Origin of the sequence: Nocardia sp. CDC160 (assembly GCF_035818795.1) — a bacterium.
In the GTDB taxonomy this organism is placed as follows: Bacteria; Actinomycetota; Actinomycetes; order Mycobacteriales; family Mycobacteriaceae; genus Nocardia.
The window spans coordinates 221,374-233,940 of record NZ_JAYKYT010000009.1 but is presented as its reverse complement, the minus strand read 5'-3'; the positions used below and the strand labels follow the sequence as shown (position 1 = coordinate 233,940).

Below are 12,567 nucleotides of genomic sequence, written 5' to 3'. Positions count from 1 at the left end.
GGCGGCTATAGCGGTGGGGAAACGCCCGGTCCCATTCCGAACCCGGAAGCTAAGGCCACCTGCGCCGATGGTACTGCACTCGACAGGGTGTGGGAGAGTAGGACACCGCCGGAACATCCTTCGCGAAACCCCCTGACTTCGGTCAGGGGGTTTCTGCGTATCTGGGCGACTATGCATCTAGATCAAACCGATACGCGCCCAACACCATTCGGCCTCGAATCTCCACTATGCGCTTCTTCTGGCCGAACCCCATCACATCCCAAGCCCTAACCGCATCAGGTTGGACCCCCGGCCGCAGAATCGACATCACCGACTGGACAGCCCGCCTCGAATCCGAGGGCTTCCATGTATCGCCCGCCGCCGCAACCATTCTCGAAACCTTCGGCGGCCTCGCAATCCAGCCACCACACCTCGCCACCGCCCTCTGGTCTGCGGACTCCCTATTCTTCGACCCCCTCGACGTAGCCAACGGCATGTACGACCGCTACGCCGACTTCGAATCCACCCTCGGCCACCGCATGACCCCCCTCGCCGCCAACGCCAGCAGCACCACCTTCCTCCTGATCCTCGACGACGGCCGAGTAGTCTCCGACGGCATCCTCGCCCTCCACCTCCTCGCCCCCACCTTCCCTCAGGCGCTCGACCTTCTCATCCGACGGCACCGCACCCCGGATCTACTGCTCACCTATAACCGCCCGACCCCGGTGGTGCAGAGCTCCAACTCCCTTCAGGTTTGCTGACGCATGTCACCCACAGGCCGTGCCCTCGAAGGTCGGATCGAGGGCACGCTCGACGATGTAGGCGACCGCGGAGGATTGCGGGAGCATGGCGTGCGGATACGAATCGGATGGGCACACGTCCTGCACAATGACGTTGTCCACGTCGGCACCGGGCCCGGCCCGCAAGAACGTCGCCTCGACCGGCGTCGACGTATCGTCGACCCGGCTGCCGATCGCGGTATAGGCAATTCCCGCAACGGTATCCCCGTCCGCATTGAGATCTCGCAGTAGCGTGCTCCCGGTCAATTGCTGTACGAATGCGACCCCGGTGATCGGTGCGGCCTGCCACTCGGGACTCTGCGGTGTTTCGGTCCTACCCGCCAACAGTCCCGACACGCTCACGCCATGATTGGTCCCCGCCAGGCTGATGAGGTGCCCCACTTTGTCCGCCCCGCCTTCGAACCGCACATACTGCCTGGCGACCACGGCCCCTTGTGAATGACCGACGAGCGCAACCTTTCTCGCCCCGGTGGCGGCTCGCACCCGGTCCACAAACCCGGCGAGGTCCCGCGCGGAGACCCGAATGTCCGCCGTCGCATACTGTCCCGGGATCGCACCCATCACACTCGAGGTGTCGCGCCCGTAGTTCAACGAGAACACGCAATAACCGGCGGCCTTCACCCGCGGCGCGAGAATGTCCCAGGCGTTCTGGTTGTCCCAAGTTCCATGGATCAGGATCACCGGCTCCGAATGCCCCGCTGTGGGCGCACAGCTCCAATCGTTCGACCCCGGCGGATCGACGCTCCCGTCCGGTGTCTTGCCGACGGGTATAGCTCCGACCTCCGGTGTCCCATACCCGGCGAGTATTCCGAGCGTCACGGCCACCGCGATTCCCCATCTCGACCAGATCATCCAGATCCTCCACATGAATCGAACTCGGGCAGTAGACGTCAAACCAGCTGTATCCCTTGATATCTCATCGATTCGAGATTGGCTGCCCCGATTTGTCGCGGCTCCACCGCAGCGGTACATCGCCGTACCGTCAGGTGCTGTGTCGGGGCAATGGAGGAGTTGGGATTGACCATTCGAAATCGTTGCCGCACAGCACTCGCGGCCGCACTCATCGCGTTTTCGTCCATCGCCGCCGCAACGGTACCGGCGTCCGCGGATATCACCGTGCCCCTACCCGGTGATGACCCGTTCTACCGCGGCCCCGACGGTTGGCAAGCGAGCACACCGGGAACCGTATTACACACGCGCACAGTATCTCTCGCGCCCACCGGGGCGCAGCTTCCGCTGGAGGCGACCCAGGTCCTGTACACCACGACCGATCAATTCGGAAAGCCCGACGCGACGGTCGCAACGGTAATCCGACCGCCTTCCTCGTCGGGCCCACTGCGAATCGTCTCGTACCAAACCGCCTACGACTCGTTGACCGTCGCCTGCGACCCGTCCTACGCACTGCGCGGCGGCGGTGGCGGCGCCCCACAGGACGCGGTAATCATCGCGGGCTATCTGGCAGCCGGACTGACGGTCGTCGTATCCGACTACGAGGGAACCAAACTCGCCTACGGTGCCGGTCGCCTGTCGGGGAACGCCACCCTGGACGGCATCCGCGCCGCCCTGCACGCCCTCGACGCTCCCGCGACAACCCCCGTGGGCATGTCCGGCTTCTCCGGCGGTTCCATCGCCACAGAGTTCGCCGCCGAACTCGCCCCCACCTACGCCCCCGAACTGAACATCATCGGCGTAACCGCAGGCGGCATGCCCGTCGACATGGCCGCCACCATCGAGTACGTAGACGGCAGCCCCGAATGGGCCCTAGTCCTCCCCTACGTAATGCAAGGCGCCGCCCGCGGTTTCAACCTCGACCTAACCCCCTACCTCTCCGACTACGGCCGCGAAGTCATGACCCAAATCGCCGACCACTGCGTAAGCAACGGCCCCCACTTCCCCGGCCTCCACCTCTCCCAACTCCTACGCCCCGACCACCAGAACTACCGAGAAATCCCAGGCTTCGCCCGCATCCTGTCGGACAACCACATGGGCAATACCGGAACCCCCACCGCCCCAATGCTGTTCGGCGCTGGCAACGTCGACGGAACCGGTGACGGCGTCATCGTCGCCGCCGGTGAACGCACCCTGGCCACCGACTACTGCCGCCGAGGCCTCTCCGTCCAATACAACGAATACCCCGCCAGCAACCACCTACTAGCCGCCCTCCAATTCACCCCCACCGCCCAAGCATTCCTAATGGACCGCTTCGCAGGCCTACCACCCGCCGCCGATTGCTCAAGCCTCACTCGGTGATTCGGTCAAACTCCGGTACCGGGATCAGCTGAAGGTGATGAGCGTTCGGTTCGCGATCGAGACCCGCGCGGTCTCGAACAGCAGCAGCCAGGTCTCGTGTTCGCGGTAGAAGCTGTTGGCCTCCTCATCGTCGATCCCGGCCTTGATTCGCGCGACCTCGGTGTCGGATAGTTCCCCGTTGTTCAACTCGATTCCTAAGTACGGTGCGACGTAGATGAGTTCGCGGAGCAGGGCGAAGCTGGAACCAACCATTCCACCCGCGATTGCGTTCTCACTCTCAGGGAACAGTATGTTCTCGAAATCCACTGGAACGTAAAAGCCTTCGCAATCCGAGTGGCACAGGAGATGCGATTCGAAGAGGTAGGCAAGGTGTTCGACCGCAGGATCCCGGGCGGGGTTGTCTCCGTCCGCAACTGGCGTCAGCGCCTGCCCGGGGTTCTCGACGGCACGGGCATACGCCCGCCGGAGGTAGTGCAGAAAGCTATACGGAATGCTCTGCGCGATAGGCCGTTCCGCCGCCTGCCCGCGGGTTTCTGGTTCATGATGCGGCGGCAGCCCCTCGGCAGCGAGGAGATCATTGATAACCCGAAGCTCTTCATACAGCCCCGCACGGCATTCGCGATCATCGTCCTCTTCGAGGACATCGGCGAGAGCGTGTGTAGTCACGGACAGACCCATGCCACGGAGGCTAGCGGCGGGGTACGACACGTCCCGGCCGAGAAACGAGATGGTCAGATTCCGCTGATCCGGCGAGCGATCGGCCTCGAATCACGGACATGAGTGTCAGGTTCTCCTACGACCGTGATCCCGAGAGCAATCAGTGGATAGTCACCGGGACTGATGGCGTGAAGTCCATTGTGATCTCCCATGATTCGCAGGATGAGGCGGTCGCGCAGGTGACAGAAGCCTTCGGACTCAAGGCCTATCGTCCGCCACCTCCTCCGCCACCCGGCCACTACCGTTTCGTCCTGCTCGATACCTGGCTCGGCTCCGGCGACGCCCGCCCAGACGACCCACGCTACGACGCGATCAAAGTAAATCCGCCGCAGGGCTGCACCATCGGCGACTTCATCTACTCCTTCGGCCTCGAATGCGTCCGCCCCGGCACCGACCTTCTCGACGCCATCTCCTCCACCTGCAGCGAAATCCGCGAAACCTACGGCCACTTCCTCGCGGACGTCGGCGTGGAGAAGGTCGAGGAATGGTCCTCCGACGGCAGGAACGGCTGGGGCGCAAAGATCCTGGCCCAACTACTTCTCATGGCAGTCGAGCGAGCCCACGCGCTCGGTTACACCACCGATGAACTGATGGAGTTCATCCGCCGCGTCGACGGAGCGCCGCCGACCCAGTGCTGAAGCGGCGCCGCTTCTCGCGTCAAACCCCACGCCCAGCGAGGTCTTGAACCACCGCCCACGGTGTCGGTCACCGCGGCTCGAGCCGACTCGTCAGAATGCTGAATGCATGGGTGAGGTCCTGTGCGTACACAGTGACCAACTCGGGGGCGGATGGCTCCTATTCGTCGAGGCGACGCGCCAGACCTCGCAGGGGCGAAGCCTTTCGCGGAGTTTCCGGATGAAATGGCCGTTATCCAGCTCATCGGCCCAGTCCAGTTCGCCAACCCGTTGACACGATGAATGCGGGGGCGGCTTCCGCGGTGAGCATCTGCTGTCCAGCAACCAACATCGTCAGGGCGATTTCGGCTATCTCGGTACCGGCGTAGTCCGGGAAGTCGATGCGTGTGTTGAATCACGATTCGCGGCCTGGATTCGTGGAAATCAATTGATCGATCTCGTCCTCGTAGTCGGCCAGAATTATGACCGGCCGGTGCCAATCATCCTCGGCACGAGTTAGCAATATCTGTAAAACCTCATCGTCGAACGAATCCCGATCGCCTTGTCTGGCAGGTGTTTTGGTGGTATAGGGAGGATCTTTTCCAGGACGATGTGGTGCGTCCAGTAGTCGGCGTAGTCGTGGAGATAGTAGGGGTGTCGCCTGTGGTGGTGAAGAGCTCATCCAGGCGGACTTGGTTCTCGGGGATGCCGTTGTCGCCGTGGGTGACCGCCCTGGCGCGGAGGTAGCGCTCCGAGGTGGGGTCGTCGAAGGATGGGCCGCAACGGAATTCGTGGGCGGCGAAGTCTGTCCAGCCGATGGAGGCGCCGCGCACCTCGTTGAGGTCGTCGAGGAAGAGCTCGGAGGAGACGTCGATCCAGCGGAACACCGGCGGGTTGATGCCTTGGATCGTCACGCGCAGGCGGTAGGTGACGGGCTTCTTTCGGCGCGGTCCGCGGCGGGAGGGGATGAGCGGCTGTTCATCGGCCACGAAGCGACGGTAGCGGATGCGGGTGACAGGTTACGGCGGGTTCGGTGTTGACTCTTCCGTAACGTCAATTCCTAGTGTGCTTTAGGTGACGAAGAATCCGGCAAAGCAGACTCGAACGGTGACGATTCACCTCGATGCGGGCAACGCCTCGATGGTTGAACTTGGAAAGACGCTGGGGCCCACCGGCATTCCGCCGTTCGAGGTGAAGAAGGAATACGACGCGTTGACGGCCGCCAGTCGTGGCGAGATCGTTCCGGCGGTGATCACGTACACGCCGGATCGGAAGTGGTCCATGCGGTTGAAGACTCCGCCGACATCGTCGTTGATCCGGACGGCGGTTGGGGTGCGAGGGGCGAATCGGCCCGGGCATGAAACCGTGGCGACGCTGACGGGCGCGCAGTTGCGGCGCATCGCCGAACGCAAACTGCCCGACTTGAACACATCCGATATCGACAAGGCGATGCGGATCGTGGCTGGTACCGCGCGGTCGATGGGTGTGCGGGTCGACGGCTGAATCCGGTCGGAGAGGTTCCAGGATGAGCCGAACACGAACGCCTGTACCGCCTTTCGCGGTGTTGGAGCCGGGACTCTCGGAGTTCGAGAAGTTGGCGACGCGGGATCCGCGGCTGAAGGCGATGGTGTTCGCTACGGCGAGTGGACGTCTGGACGAGGCTTGCGCTCTTCTCAATGCGGTGCTGGAGCTCTCCGGTGCGGCCGTGCAGGTCCGTCGGGTCCCGGAGGGGTGGGCGCTGACGACCACCGACGCCGCGGAATCTGCCGCCGAGTGCATGTCGAGCCTCGCCCACCTGATCGCGGCCGATGGCTGGCGGCGGATCAAGATGTGCGAGAGGCCCTCGTGCGCAGAAGCCTTCATCGACCGAACCAACGGTGGCACCCGTAGATACTGCGACTTGCATCGCCGGAATGCGGAGAGGCAGTAACTGACAACTCTCGTGGCCGGGAATGTTTGCCGGATCCCGGCCCGGCTCCGGCAAACCTCGGACAGTGCGATCGTTACTTGAGCGCGACCCGCGCGCCGCCGGAAAACATCGAGTCGTGGAACTCGATGGCGGTTGGAACCGTGCCTTTGGGGACGTCGAAGGCGATGGTCACCGAAAGCTTGTTGCCCGGGTTGATCTGAGTGGCGATGTCCTTGTTCAAGTTCAGTTCGGCCATCGTGTCGTTGGAGTAGATGTGGGCCTGGTCGTCAATGAGTTTCTGGTTCTCGCCGAAGTAGGTTTGTGCCACGTTGCTGATGTTGGTGACGGTGACGTGAACGAGCACGTACTCGCCCTGTGCCTCCTTGCGCATGAACTCGTCGGTGCCCACCACGTCTACCGGCGGATCGACTTGCGTGACAACGAAAGAGAACTTGCCATCCCTGACCTCTGAACCCGCGCCCGCAGTGGTCGTGCGATTGTTCACCCCCTTGGCGATCTCGTGCGCGGCACTGCCGAACAGTGCCGCACAGCCGCCGAAGAACAACAGAACGACCATGAGAAAGCCGCCGAGTACCAAAGGCCAGGTCTTGCGCTGCTTCGGCGGCGGGTAGAACGCGCCCTGCGGATAGCGCCCAGGCATGGGCGGCTGGGAGAAGCGTGGATCGGACATGGTCATTGATTCCTTGCCGGTTCCGCGGGCAACAGGTTAGTTGCGCCTCTGACCGGCACATCGATCAGGCGAGCAGGTTCATAACATGGTCATGTCGATTAGCTATGAATGTTCCGAATGTCCGGCTTGGTGTGCTGGCGACCGGGGTCTGACCGGCCGAGCCGTAAGCAATGCCATGAATTTGCTAACTCGTTGTTCTGGATCAAACGGGACAGTTGGTAATGTCCAACGCGAATAACCGGCTGACCAGGTGGGGAGGGTCCGTGGCAGAGTTGCTGCAGGCGGATATTGACGAGCTACACAAGGTCGCGAGCGCGCTCTCCGGGGCCGCGACCAACATTCTGAATATCAAGGCCGCCGCTGCCTCGGCGGGCCTCGGCGACGCGTTGCCCGGAAGTGGCCTCGATGCCGTTTGTACTCAGGCGGGGCAGTTCGTCGATGGGGCATATCAGCGTGTCGCCGGAAAGCTCAATCAGGTTTCTGGAGCTGTCGCGCAGTGCGCCAACAAGATCCACGAAACCGATGCCCACTTTGCTGATGAGATGCGGAAGTTCGATGTCCATCATGCCGGGAGCCGATGACCATGCTGCTACCCGAGGTGGAGAAATGGCGTGTCGCCGCGCTCACCGATTTCGCCAACGCCCTTGCCTCCGCGAATAACGACACCTTCCAGGTCAATATCGACAAGCCCAAGACCTTCTTCACCGACCTCGGCTCGTCCTGGCAAGGCGCGGCTTACAACGCCGCCTATGACCGTGTCGATGCTGATCACACTCAGGCCCGCAAGGTCTGGACGTATATCGACGATCTGATCACCGAAATCCACAGTGCTGCATCAGATGTCGATTCGAATCGTACCGTCGTACTAGGAAAGGTCGGCGACGCTCGCGGCGCCGGTTTGAACGTCGCGGACAACTGGGTCGTCTGCGACAAAGACGGCGTTTCCGCCGACACCATCAAGGCGCACCAGGATGCGATCGACGGCGCGCTGCGTCCGTTCTATGTGGCGGTTGCCAACGCGCGCACGAAGATTGGTGCGGCCGCGGAACTGGTCCGGAGCGCGGGAGATTTGTTCGGCTCCGACCTCGACGTCAACGACGCACCTATGCAGGGCGGGCGATTGGGGGCCGAGGACGGTAAGGCTGTGGCAGATGCCGTGAAGAACGGTGATAGTGCCAAGCTCGACGAGATCAGTGCCCGCCTACCCACCGCGGTTCTGACCCCGGAGCAAAAGCAGGCATTGCTCGAGGGCAAGGATGTTCCGTCGCTGTCGGCCGAAGCGCAGGACTACTACAAGGAGTTCTTCGCCAACGCGGGCAAGGACGGTCTACTCGGCTTGAATGACCGCCTCGAAGCCCGTGCTACCTCGGGCCCTGGGCACCCCGCCGACACCGTGGCCGCATCACAGCAACAGGGTCTGGCAGACGGCATGTTGGCGGTCACGAACGAGCACCTCGGCACAGGCACGGGGCCGGACGGCAAACTCGTCTCGCCAGGCTCCTACACGAACCTGCCCTCCGACATCCGGCAGTTGATCTCCGGTCGGATTTTCGACAAGACCGATGGGCAGATCGCGGGACCCGACGGGATCGTGAAGGATATTCGCCAACGAGAGCAGTTGGCGGACCTGCTGTCGAAGGCGAGTCCCGACGCTGTCGGCGGAAAGACCTTCAGCATGGAAGTAGCGCGGCAAGGCGCCAGTCTTGCTCGCTATCTGAACGAGAGTGAGAAGCCACCGTTCGGCGGTCATCTACCCCCGGATTTCGGCCCTGATGACAGGGGAAAGATTGAGACTGCGGCTAACCGACTGCTGGGTGTCGGTGAGCGTAATCATGAGGCCGACTATCAGCTGTTGACCGGCAGGGACTCGGCGACCGGCGCACGGATACCAAACGACCTATCCTTCGGTGCGGGAGGCGACGATTTCCACCCGGCTAGAGGGAACTACGATCCCAAGGAATTCGCACGAGATGTTTTCGGGCACACTTGGGACGACCATGGACGAACTGCGGCAGGACTTTTCGACTGGACTGCTGACCATAGCCATGACCAAGACGCAGTCGGCGATCTGTCACGCAAGATGCTGACCAGCCTGCCAGGAGTATTCGCTCCGGACCACGGCAAAGTCGATGTCCAGGGGACTTCCTTCTACAACGAAATTTCGAGCGATTTCGCCAAGAACCCCGAGCTTGCGACCGGTCTGAGCAAGGTGATGGGTTCGAACATCGATGCTTTCGTCAACCAGGACAATCCGCAGACGCGGGTCGTCAGTGAATGGCCTGCTGGTCATCCTGGACCCAATGATCAAGAGGCGCAGTTAACTCGAACTGACGCCAATCGACTCCTGTTCTTGGCGGCACAATCGGATAAGGGGAGGCTAGTTCTCGAAACTGCTCGTCAGGCGTACGAGAACGCTATGCTCGACCAAGCTTTTATGCATGGCGGCAATAATCCGGGTGCGTGGCTTGACCAGAACGCACCACACTTGGGGCAGTTCGATGCGCAGATCAACGACGCTCAAATGAATGCGATGATGTACCAGGATCGTAACCATGTAATGGGTGTCAATGATCATCTGCAAGAGATGTGGAAAACGAAGCAGGAGGGCTTTCAGCTCGCCAAGCAGGCGATCGACGCTATCCCGATTCCTGGCGGCAAACTGGCTTCGGGGGTTGCGGGGATCCTGCGAGACCAAAGCATCGACTCGGTCATTTCGGGTCTCAACCCACCTCCGAAGTTCCATATGATGGAGTTTGAGAGTCCGGGGGACGCCTCGACGAAAATGCAGTTGAAGTTCGAGCAGCAGGTTCTGGACTCCGCGTTTCGTACACACCACTTGACGGACCCTGATCTCACGAGCGGCGGGCATGCGGTCGATATCGTGGAGAACTCTGGGGGTGGTATTCAACGAAGCAAAGTTCAGTTCATGATTGACAATCAGTTGAATGGATACGTAACTCAGTATGGAAACGATCAATCGATCGGGCATATAGAAGATCTGTTCAGCAACAATGACGCTGTCAATAGGTTTCTCAATGGCGGATCGGAGGTGCCGAAGTAGTGAGCGGCATAGATGTGCGTGGCGTCATTCGTTCTGCCGCCATTCTTTTGGGTGCATTGCCTGTTCTAGTCGCCTGCGGAAGCGATGGATCGCATTCCACTACTGATTCCTCTTCTGTGCTGCAAACTGGGGTTCCCAGTGCATTTGATCCGTGTCGGGATATCCCAGATTCGACGCTTCAGCAGTTGGGCTTCGACTCCGGTTCCCGGAAGTCGATTCCCGATCAAGTTATCAATACCGGTGACGTCGACCAGGTGGTGCGAGCCAGAGGGTGTGAGTTTGCCATCGATGGTGGTGCAGGCTACCAGGGGCCTACGCGGATTGCGATCGAAGCGACGAACACGACGATCGCGTACTTCCGGAAGCATGACGAGAAGGACAGGCCGGTCCGTGAAATTTCTGTCGAGGGCCGAGATGTCATAATTAGTGGTCCGGCCTTCGGCGGTCAGTGTGAGGGACTTATTGACGTACCGGGCGGGGGAATTTTGCTCAGTACGGCCGACACAAATGCGACATCCTGCGACATGGTCGTTAAAACTGCGAAGGCGATAGCCCCGCTGCTGCCGAAATAAGCTTCATCAGGACTCGGTCGGCGTCTGGGGTGCCGACGGCATCCGAGCCGTCGAATGCCGTGCAAACGGGGGCGATTGGATGACGTGCCCAAATTGCCACGAGAGAGTGGCTGCGACGGCGAGGTTGGCGGCGAGGGCGAAGAGGCCGCCGTTCACGCCGAGCAAGGGGTCGTTGCCGGTGGCGTGGAGGAGGAGCACCACTGCTCCGCCGGTGAGGAGGCCCGCGCCTACGCCCAGGGCGGTGAGGCGGCGCCAGTACAGGCCCAGGATGACGGCGGGGACCAGTTGGGCGATGCCCTCGTAGGAGAGGACCGAGAGGTTTACGAGGACCTTCGGGAATGCCAGTGCCCCGGCTAGGGCGATTGCGCCGACCACGAGGCCGACTAGTTGGGAGGCTAGGCGTTGGCGGGAATCTGATGTGCCGGTCCCGCGGAGGCCGCCGCCGAGAATGGTTCGGCCGCAGAGGGTTCCGATGGCTACCAGGAAGACGCTCATGGGGACGATTGCTGAGAGGGCTCCGGCTATGCCGATCAGGGCGACGATGGGGGAGGGGAGGGAGTCGGTGACGAGGGTGAAGAGGGCTAGGTCTGGGTTCTTCAGGTGGGGGGCGACGAACAAGGCGGCTGCGCCGATGAGGATGGGGATCAGGAGGAGGACCTGGTACCAGGGGAGGAGGATTGAGTTGCGGCGGAGGGCGTTTGGGGATTTGGCGGAGAGGTAGCCTGCCACGGTGGTGGGGAAGACGCAGATGGTGATGGCGTTCAGGATGATCGTTGAGATGAACCAGGATGCGCCGAAGGTGCCGCCGCCTGCGCCGGGGAAGGTTAGCCATTGGGGCTTTTCGGAGACGAGGCGGTTCAGGAGTTCGGATGGGCCGTGGAAGTAGTGCCAGGGGATGTAGACGGCGAGGATGGCTATTGAGAGGACGGCCAGGGTGTCCTTGAGGACACTCACCCAGGCTGAGCCGCGCAGGCCGGAGGTCAGGATGAAGGTTTCGGCCACCACGAAGGAGATGACCGCTGCCGTTTTCAGGTTGATCGCGCCGTAGGACATGGCGTTGACGACCACGCCCATGCCCTGAATCTGCAGTTGCACATAGGGAACCAGGAAGATCGTGCAGATTACGGCGACCGCTATGCCCAAAGGTCGTGAGCGGAAACGATGTTCGGCGATGTCGGCGATCGAGACCAGATGGTGTCGGGCGCAATACGTCCAGAGGAGTGGCGCGACGAAATACGCCACTGCCAAACCGGTGCTCAGGTAGGCGATCAAGTAGAAGATCGGGATGCCGTAGCGGTAGGACCAACCGGCCGCACCCAGGAACGAGAAGCTGGTGTAGCTTTCGCCCGCCATCAGCACCAGGACGAATAGTGTGCCCAAACCCCGTTCGGTAATGGACCATTCGGACATAGAGCGAGTGCGGCCGCGCGCCGACAGGACGCCGATCGCGATCGTGGCGAGCATGGCAATCGCGAACAAGCTCACCGCCACCGTCGCGTGGCCGGTCATCGCACGTCCTCGTCACCGGAGGCGGACGGGAAGTCGGATGCGGAGTCCCGGTCGTCCGCAGGGACGAATTCAGGTGCGCCCGAACGATATGCGGGGTCCAGACGAGCGACGAGCCAGATCAGCGGGCCCGTCACGATGGTGACGGCGATCAGGTAGGCGACAAGGGACGGGACACCGAGGATGCGCGGTTCGATGCGGTTGGCCACGAACGGCGCGACACAGTAGAGGACGCCGGGCAGGACCAGAAGCAGAAGCGCTGGCCCGCGCTGACGAAGCGTCGCAGGTGCAGGCGGCGCGGATTCCGAGTCGGACACGAGGCCTCCGAGATGGTCGCGGATCGCTGTCTATGCGAACTATTCCACGGCGGACGACGCGGGTTGGGGTGCGGCGCGCGGCGTTGCGCGGACTGGGCAGCCCTCGCAGCGCCACCGCGACAGGTGCTGCGGGCCCAGCCGGACCGCCTGG

The 12,567-nt window shown here is 62.1% G+C and carries 14 protein-coding genes and 1 rRNA gene; 9 read left to right on the top strand and 6 right to left on the bottom strand.

Features of this window, described 5'->3' with window-relative positions; genetic code table 11:
- Together rrf and VMT40_RS36805 are read left to right on the top strand one after the other, a co-directional pair.
- A 5S ribosomal RNA gene (rrf, locus tag VMT40_RS36810) occupies nt 1-114 on the top strand; the annotation flags it as partial.
- Nucleotides 115-227: 113 nt separating this feature from the next.
- On the top strand, nt 228-740 hold the full coding sequence (locus VMT40_RS36805; protein ID WP_326364270.1) for an SUKH-3 domain-containing protein: 513 nt from the start codon (nt 228-230) through the stop codon (nt 738-740).
- Nucleotides 741-746: 6 nt separating this feature from the next.
- Here the strand turns inward: VMT40_RS36805 and VMT40_RS36800 are convergent, their stop codons facing one another.
- On the bottom strand, nt 747-1,631 hold the full coding sequence (locus VMT40_RS36800; protein ID WP_326364269.1) for an esterase/lipase family protein: 885 nt from the start codon (nt 1,629-1,631) through the stop codon (nt 747-749).
- A gap of 165 nt (nt 1,632-1,796) precedes the next feature.
- Here VMT40_RS36800 and VMT40_RS36795 point away from each other — a divergent pair, with 165 nt between their 5' ends.
- The gene (locus tag VMT40_RS36795) at nt 1,797-3,029 is read left to right on the top strand and encodes a lipase family protein (protein WP_326364268.1); all 1,233 of its coding nucleotides are present in this window, start codon (nt 1,797-1,799) and stop codon (nt 3,027-3,029) included.
- A gap of 24 nt (nt 3,030-3,053) precedes the next feature.
- On the opposite strand, the gene VMT40_RS36790 is transcribed toward VMT40_RS36795, so the two are convergent.
- Nucleotides 3,054-3,707: a hypothetical protein gene (locus tag VMT40_RS36790; protein WP_326364267.1), complete on the bottom strand. Its 654-nt coding sequence runs from the start codon at nt 3,705-3,707 to the stop codon at nt 3,054-3,056.
- A gap of 98 nt (nt 3,708-3,805) precedes the next feature.
- Here VMT40_RS36790 and VMT40_RS36785 point away from each other — a divergent pair, with 98 nt between their 5' ends.
- Nucleotides 3,806-4,384: a hypothetical protein gene (locus VMT40_RS36785; protein WP_326364266.1), complete on the top strand. Its 579-nt coding sequence runs from the start codon at nt 3,806-3,808 to the stop codon at nt 4,382-4,384.
- A 512-nt stretch (nt 4,385-4,896) separates the two neighbouring features.
- Here the strand turns inward: VMT40_RS36785 and VMT40_RS36780 are convergent.
- Nucleotides 4,897-5,349, bottom strand: coding sequence for an IS1096 element passenger TnpR family protein (locus VMT40_RS36780; RefSeq protein WP_326364265.1), 453 nt, complete (start codon nt 5,347-5,349; stop codon nt 4,897-4,899).
- A gap of 118 nt (nt 5,350-5,467) precedes the next feature.
- On the opposite strand from VMT40_RS36780, the gene VMT40_RS36775 reads away from it, so the two are divergent.
- Entirely contained in the window at nt 5,468-5,863 is a 396-nt protein-coding gene (locus VMT40_RS36775) for an uL11 family ribosomal protein (RefSeq protein ID WP_326364264.1), read from the top strand.
- A 22-nt stretch (nt 5,864-5,885) separates the two neighbouring features.
- Nucleotides 5,886-6,290: a CGNR zinc finger domain-containing protein gene (locus tag VMT40_RS36770; RefSeq protein WP_326364263.1), complete on the top strand. Its 405-nt coding sequence runs from the start codon at nt 5,886-5,888 to the stop codon at nt 6,288-6,290.
- A gap of 73 nt (nt 6,291-6,363) precedes the next feature.
- Here VMT40_RS36770 and VMT40_RS36765 read toward each other — a convergent pair whose 3' ends face one another.
- Nucleotides 6,364-6,960 carry a DUF4352 domain-containing protein gene (locus VMT40_RS36765; protein ID WP_326364262.1) on the bottom strand — a complete coding sequence of 199 codons (597 nt, stop codon included), beginning with the start codon at nt 6,958-6,960 and terminating at the stop codon, nt 6,364-6,366.
- A 263-nt stretch (nt 6,961-7,223) separates the two neighbouring features.
- On the opposite strand from VMT40_RS36765, the gene VMT40_RS36760 reads away from it, so the two are divergent.
- Genes VMT40_RS36760 through VMT40_RS36750 form a run of 3 tightly spaced genes read left to right on the top strand, consistent with a single transcriptional unit; the run spans nt 7,224 to nt 10,593 of the window.
- Nucleotides 7,224-7,541 (top strand): hypothetical protein, encoded by a 318-nt coding sequence (locus VMT40_RS36760; RefSeq protein ID WP_326364261.1) that lies wholly within the window; start codon nt 7,224-7,226, stop codon nt 7,539-7,541.
- Nucleotides 7,538-10,021 (top strand): TPR repeat region-containing protein, encoded by a 2,484-nt coding sequence (locus tag VMT40_RS36755; RefSeq protein ID WP_326364260.1) that lies wholly within the window; start codon nt 7,538-7,540, stop codon nt 10,019-10,021. The genes VMT40_RS36760 and VMT40_RS36755 overlap by 4 nt, the downstream gene beginning before the upstream one ends.
- Complete coding sequence (locus tag VMT40_RS36750; protein WP_326364259.1) at nt 10,021-10,593, top strand: DUF3558 family protein; 573 nt, start codon at nt 10,021-10,023, stop codon at nt 10,591-10,593. The genes VMT40_RS36755 and VMT40_RS36750 overlap by 1 nt, the downstream gene beginning before the upstream one ends.
- A 6-nt stretch (nt 10,594-10,599) precedes the next feature.
- Here the strand turns inward: VMT40_RS36750 and VMT40_RS36745 are convergent, their stop codons facing one another.
- On the bottom strand, nt 10,600-12,102 hold the full coding sequence (locus VMT40_RS36745; RefSeq protein WP_326364258.1) for a sodium:solute symporter family protein: 1,503 nt from the start codon (nt 12,100-12,102) through the stop codon (nt 10,600-10,602).
- Nucleotides 12,099-12,416 (bottom strand): hypothetical protein, encoded by a 318-nt coding sequence (locus VMT40_RS36740; RefSeq protein WP_326364257.1) that lies wholly within the window; start codon nt 12,414-12,416, stop codon nt 12,099-12,101. Before VMT40_RS36740 ends, VMT40_RS36745 begins: the two co-directional genes overlap by 4 nt.
- Nucleotides 12,417-12,567 lie beyond the last annotated feature (151 nt).

Coding starts and splice junctions, on each gene's coding strand:
- VMT40_RS36755 (WP_326364260.1), top strand. CDS start 7,538: ATGACCATGCTGCTACCCGAGGTGGAGAAATGGCGTGTCGCCGCGCTC.
- VMT40_RS36805 (WP_326364270.1), top strand. CDS start 228: ATGCGCTTCTTCTGGCCGAACCCCATCACATCCCAAGCCCTAACCGCA.
- VMT40_RS36790 (WP_326364267.1), bottom strand. CDS start 3,707: ATGGGTCTGTCCGTGACTACACACGCTCTCGCCGATGTCCTCGAAGAG.
- VMT40_RS36800 (WP_326364269.1), bottom strand. CDS start 1,631: ATGATCTGGTCGAGATGGGGAATCGCGGTGGCCGTGACGCTCGGAATA.
- VMT40_RS36765 (WP_326364262.1), bottom strand. CDS start 6,960: ATGTCCGATCCACGCTTCTCCCAGCCGCCCATGCCTGGGCGCTATCCG.
- VMT40_RS36745 (WP_326364258.1), bottom strand. CDS start 12,102: ATGACCGGCCACGCGACGGTGGCGGTGAGCTTGTTCGCGATTGCCATG.
- VMT40_RS36785 (WP_326364266.1), top strand. CDS start 3,806: ATGAGTGTCAGGTTCTCCTACGACCGTGATCCCGAGAGCAATCAGTGG.
- VMT40_RS36770 (WP_326364263.1), top strand. CDS start 5,886: ATGAGCCGAACACGAACGCCTGTACCGCCTTTCGCGGTGTTGGAGCCG.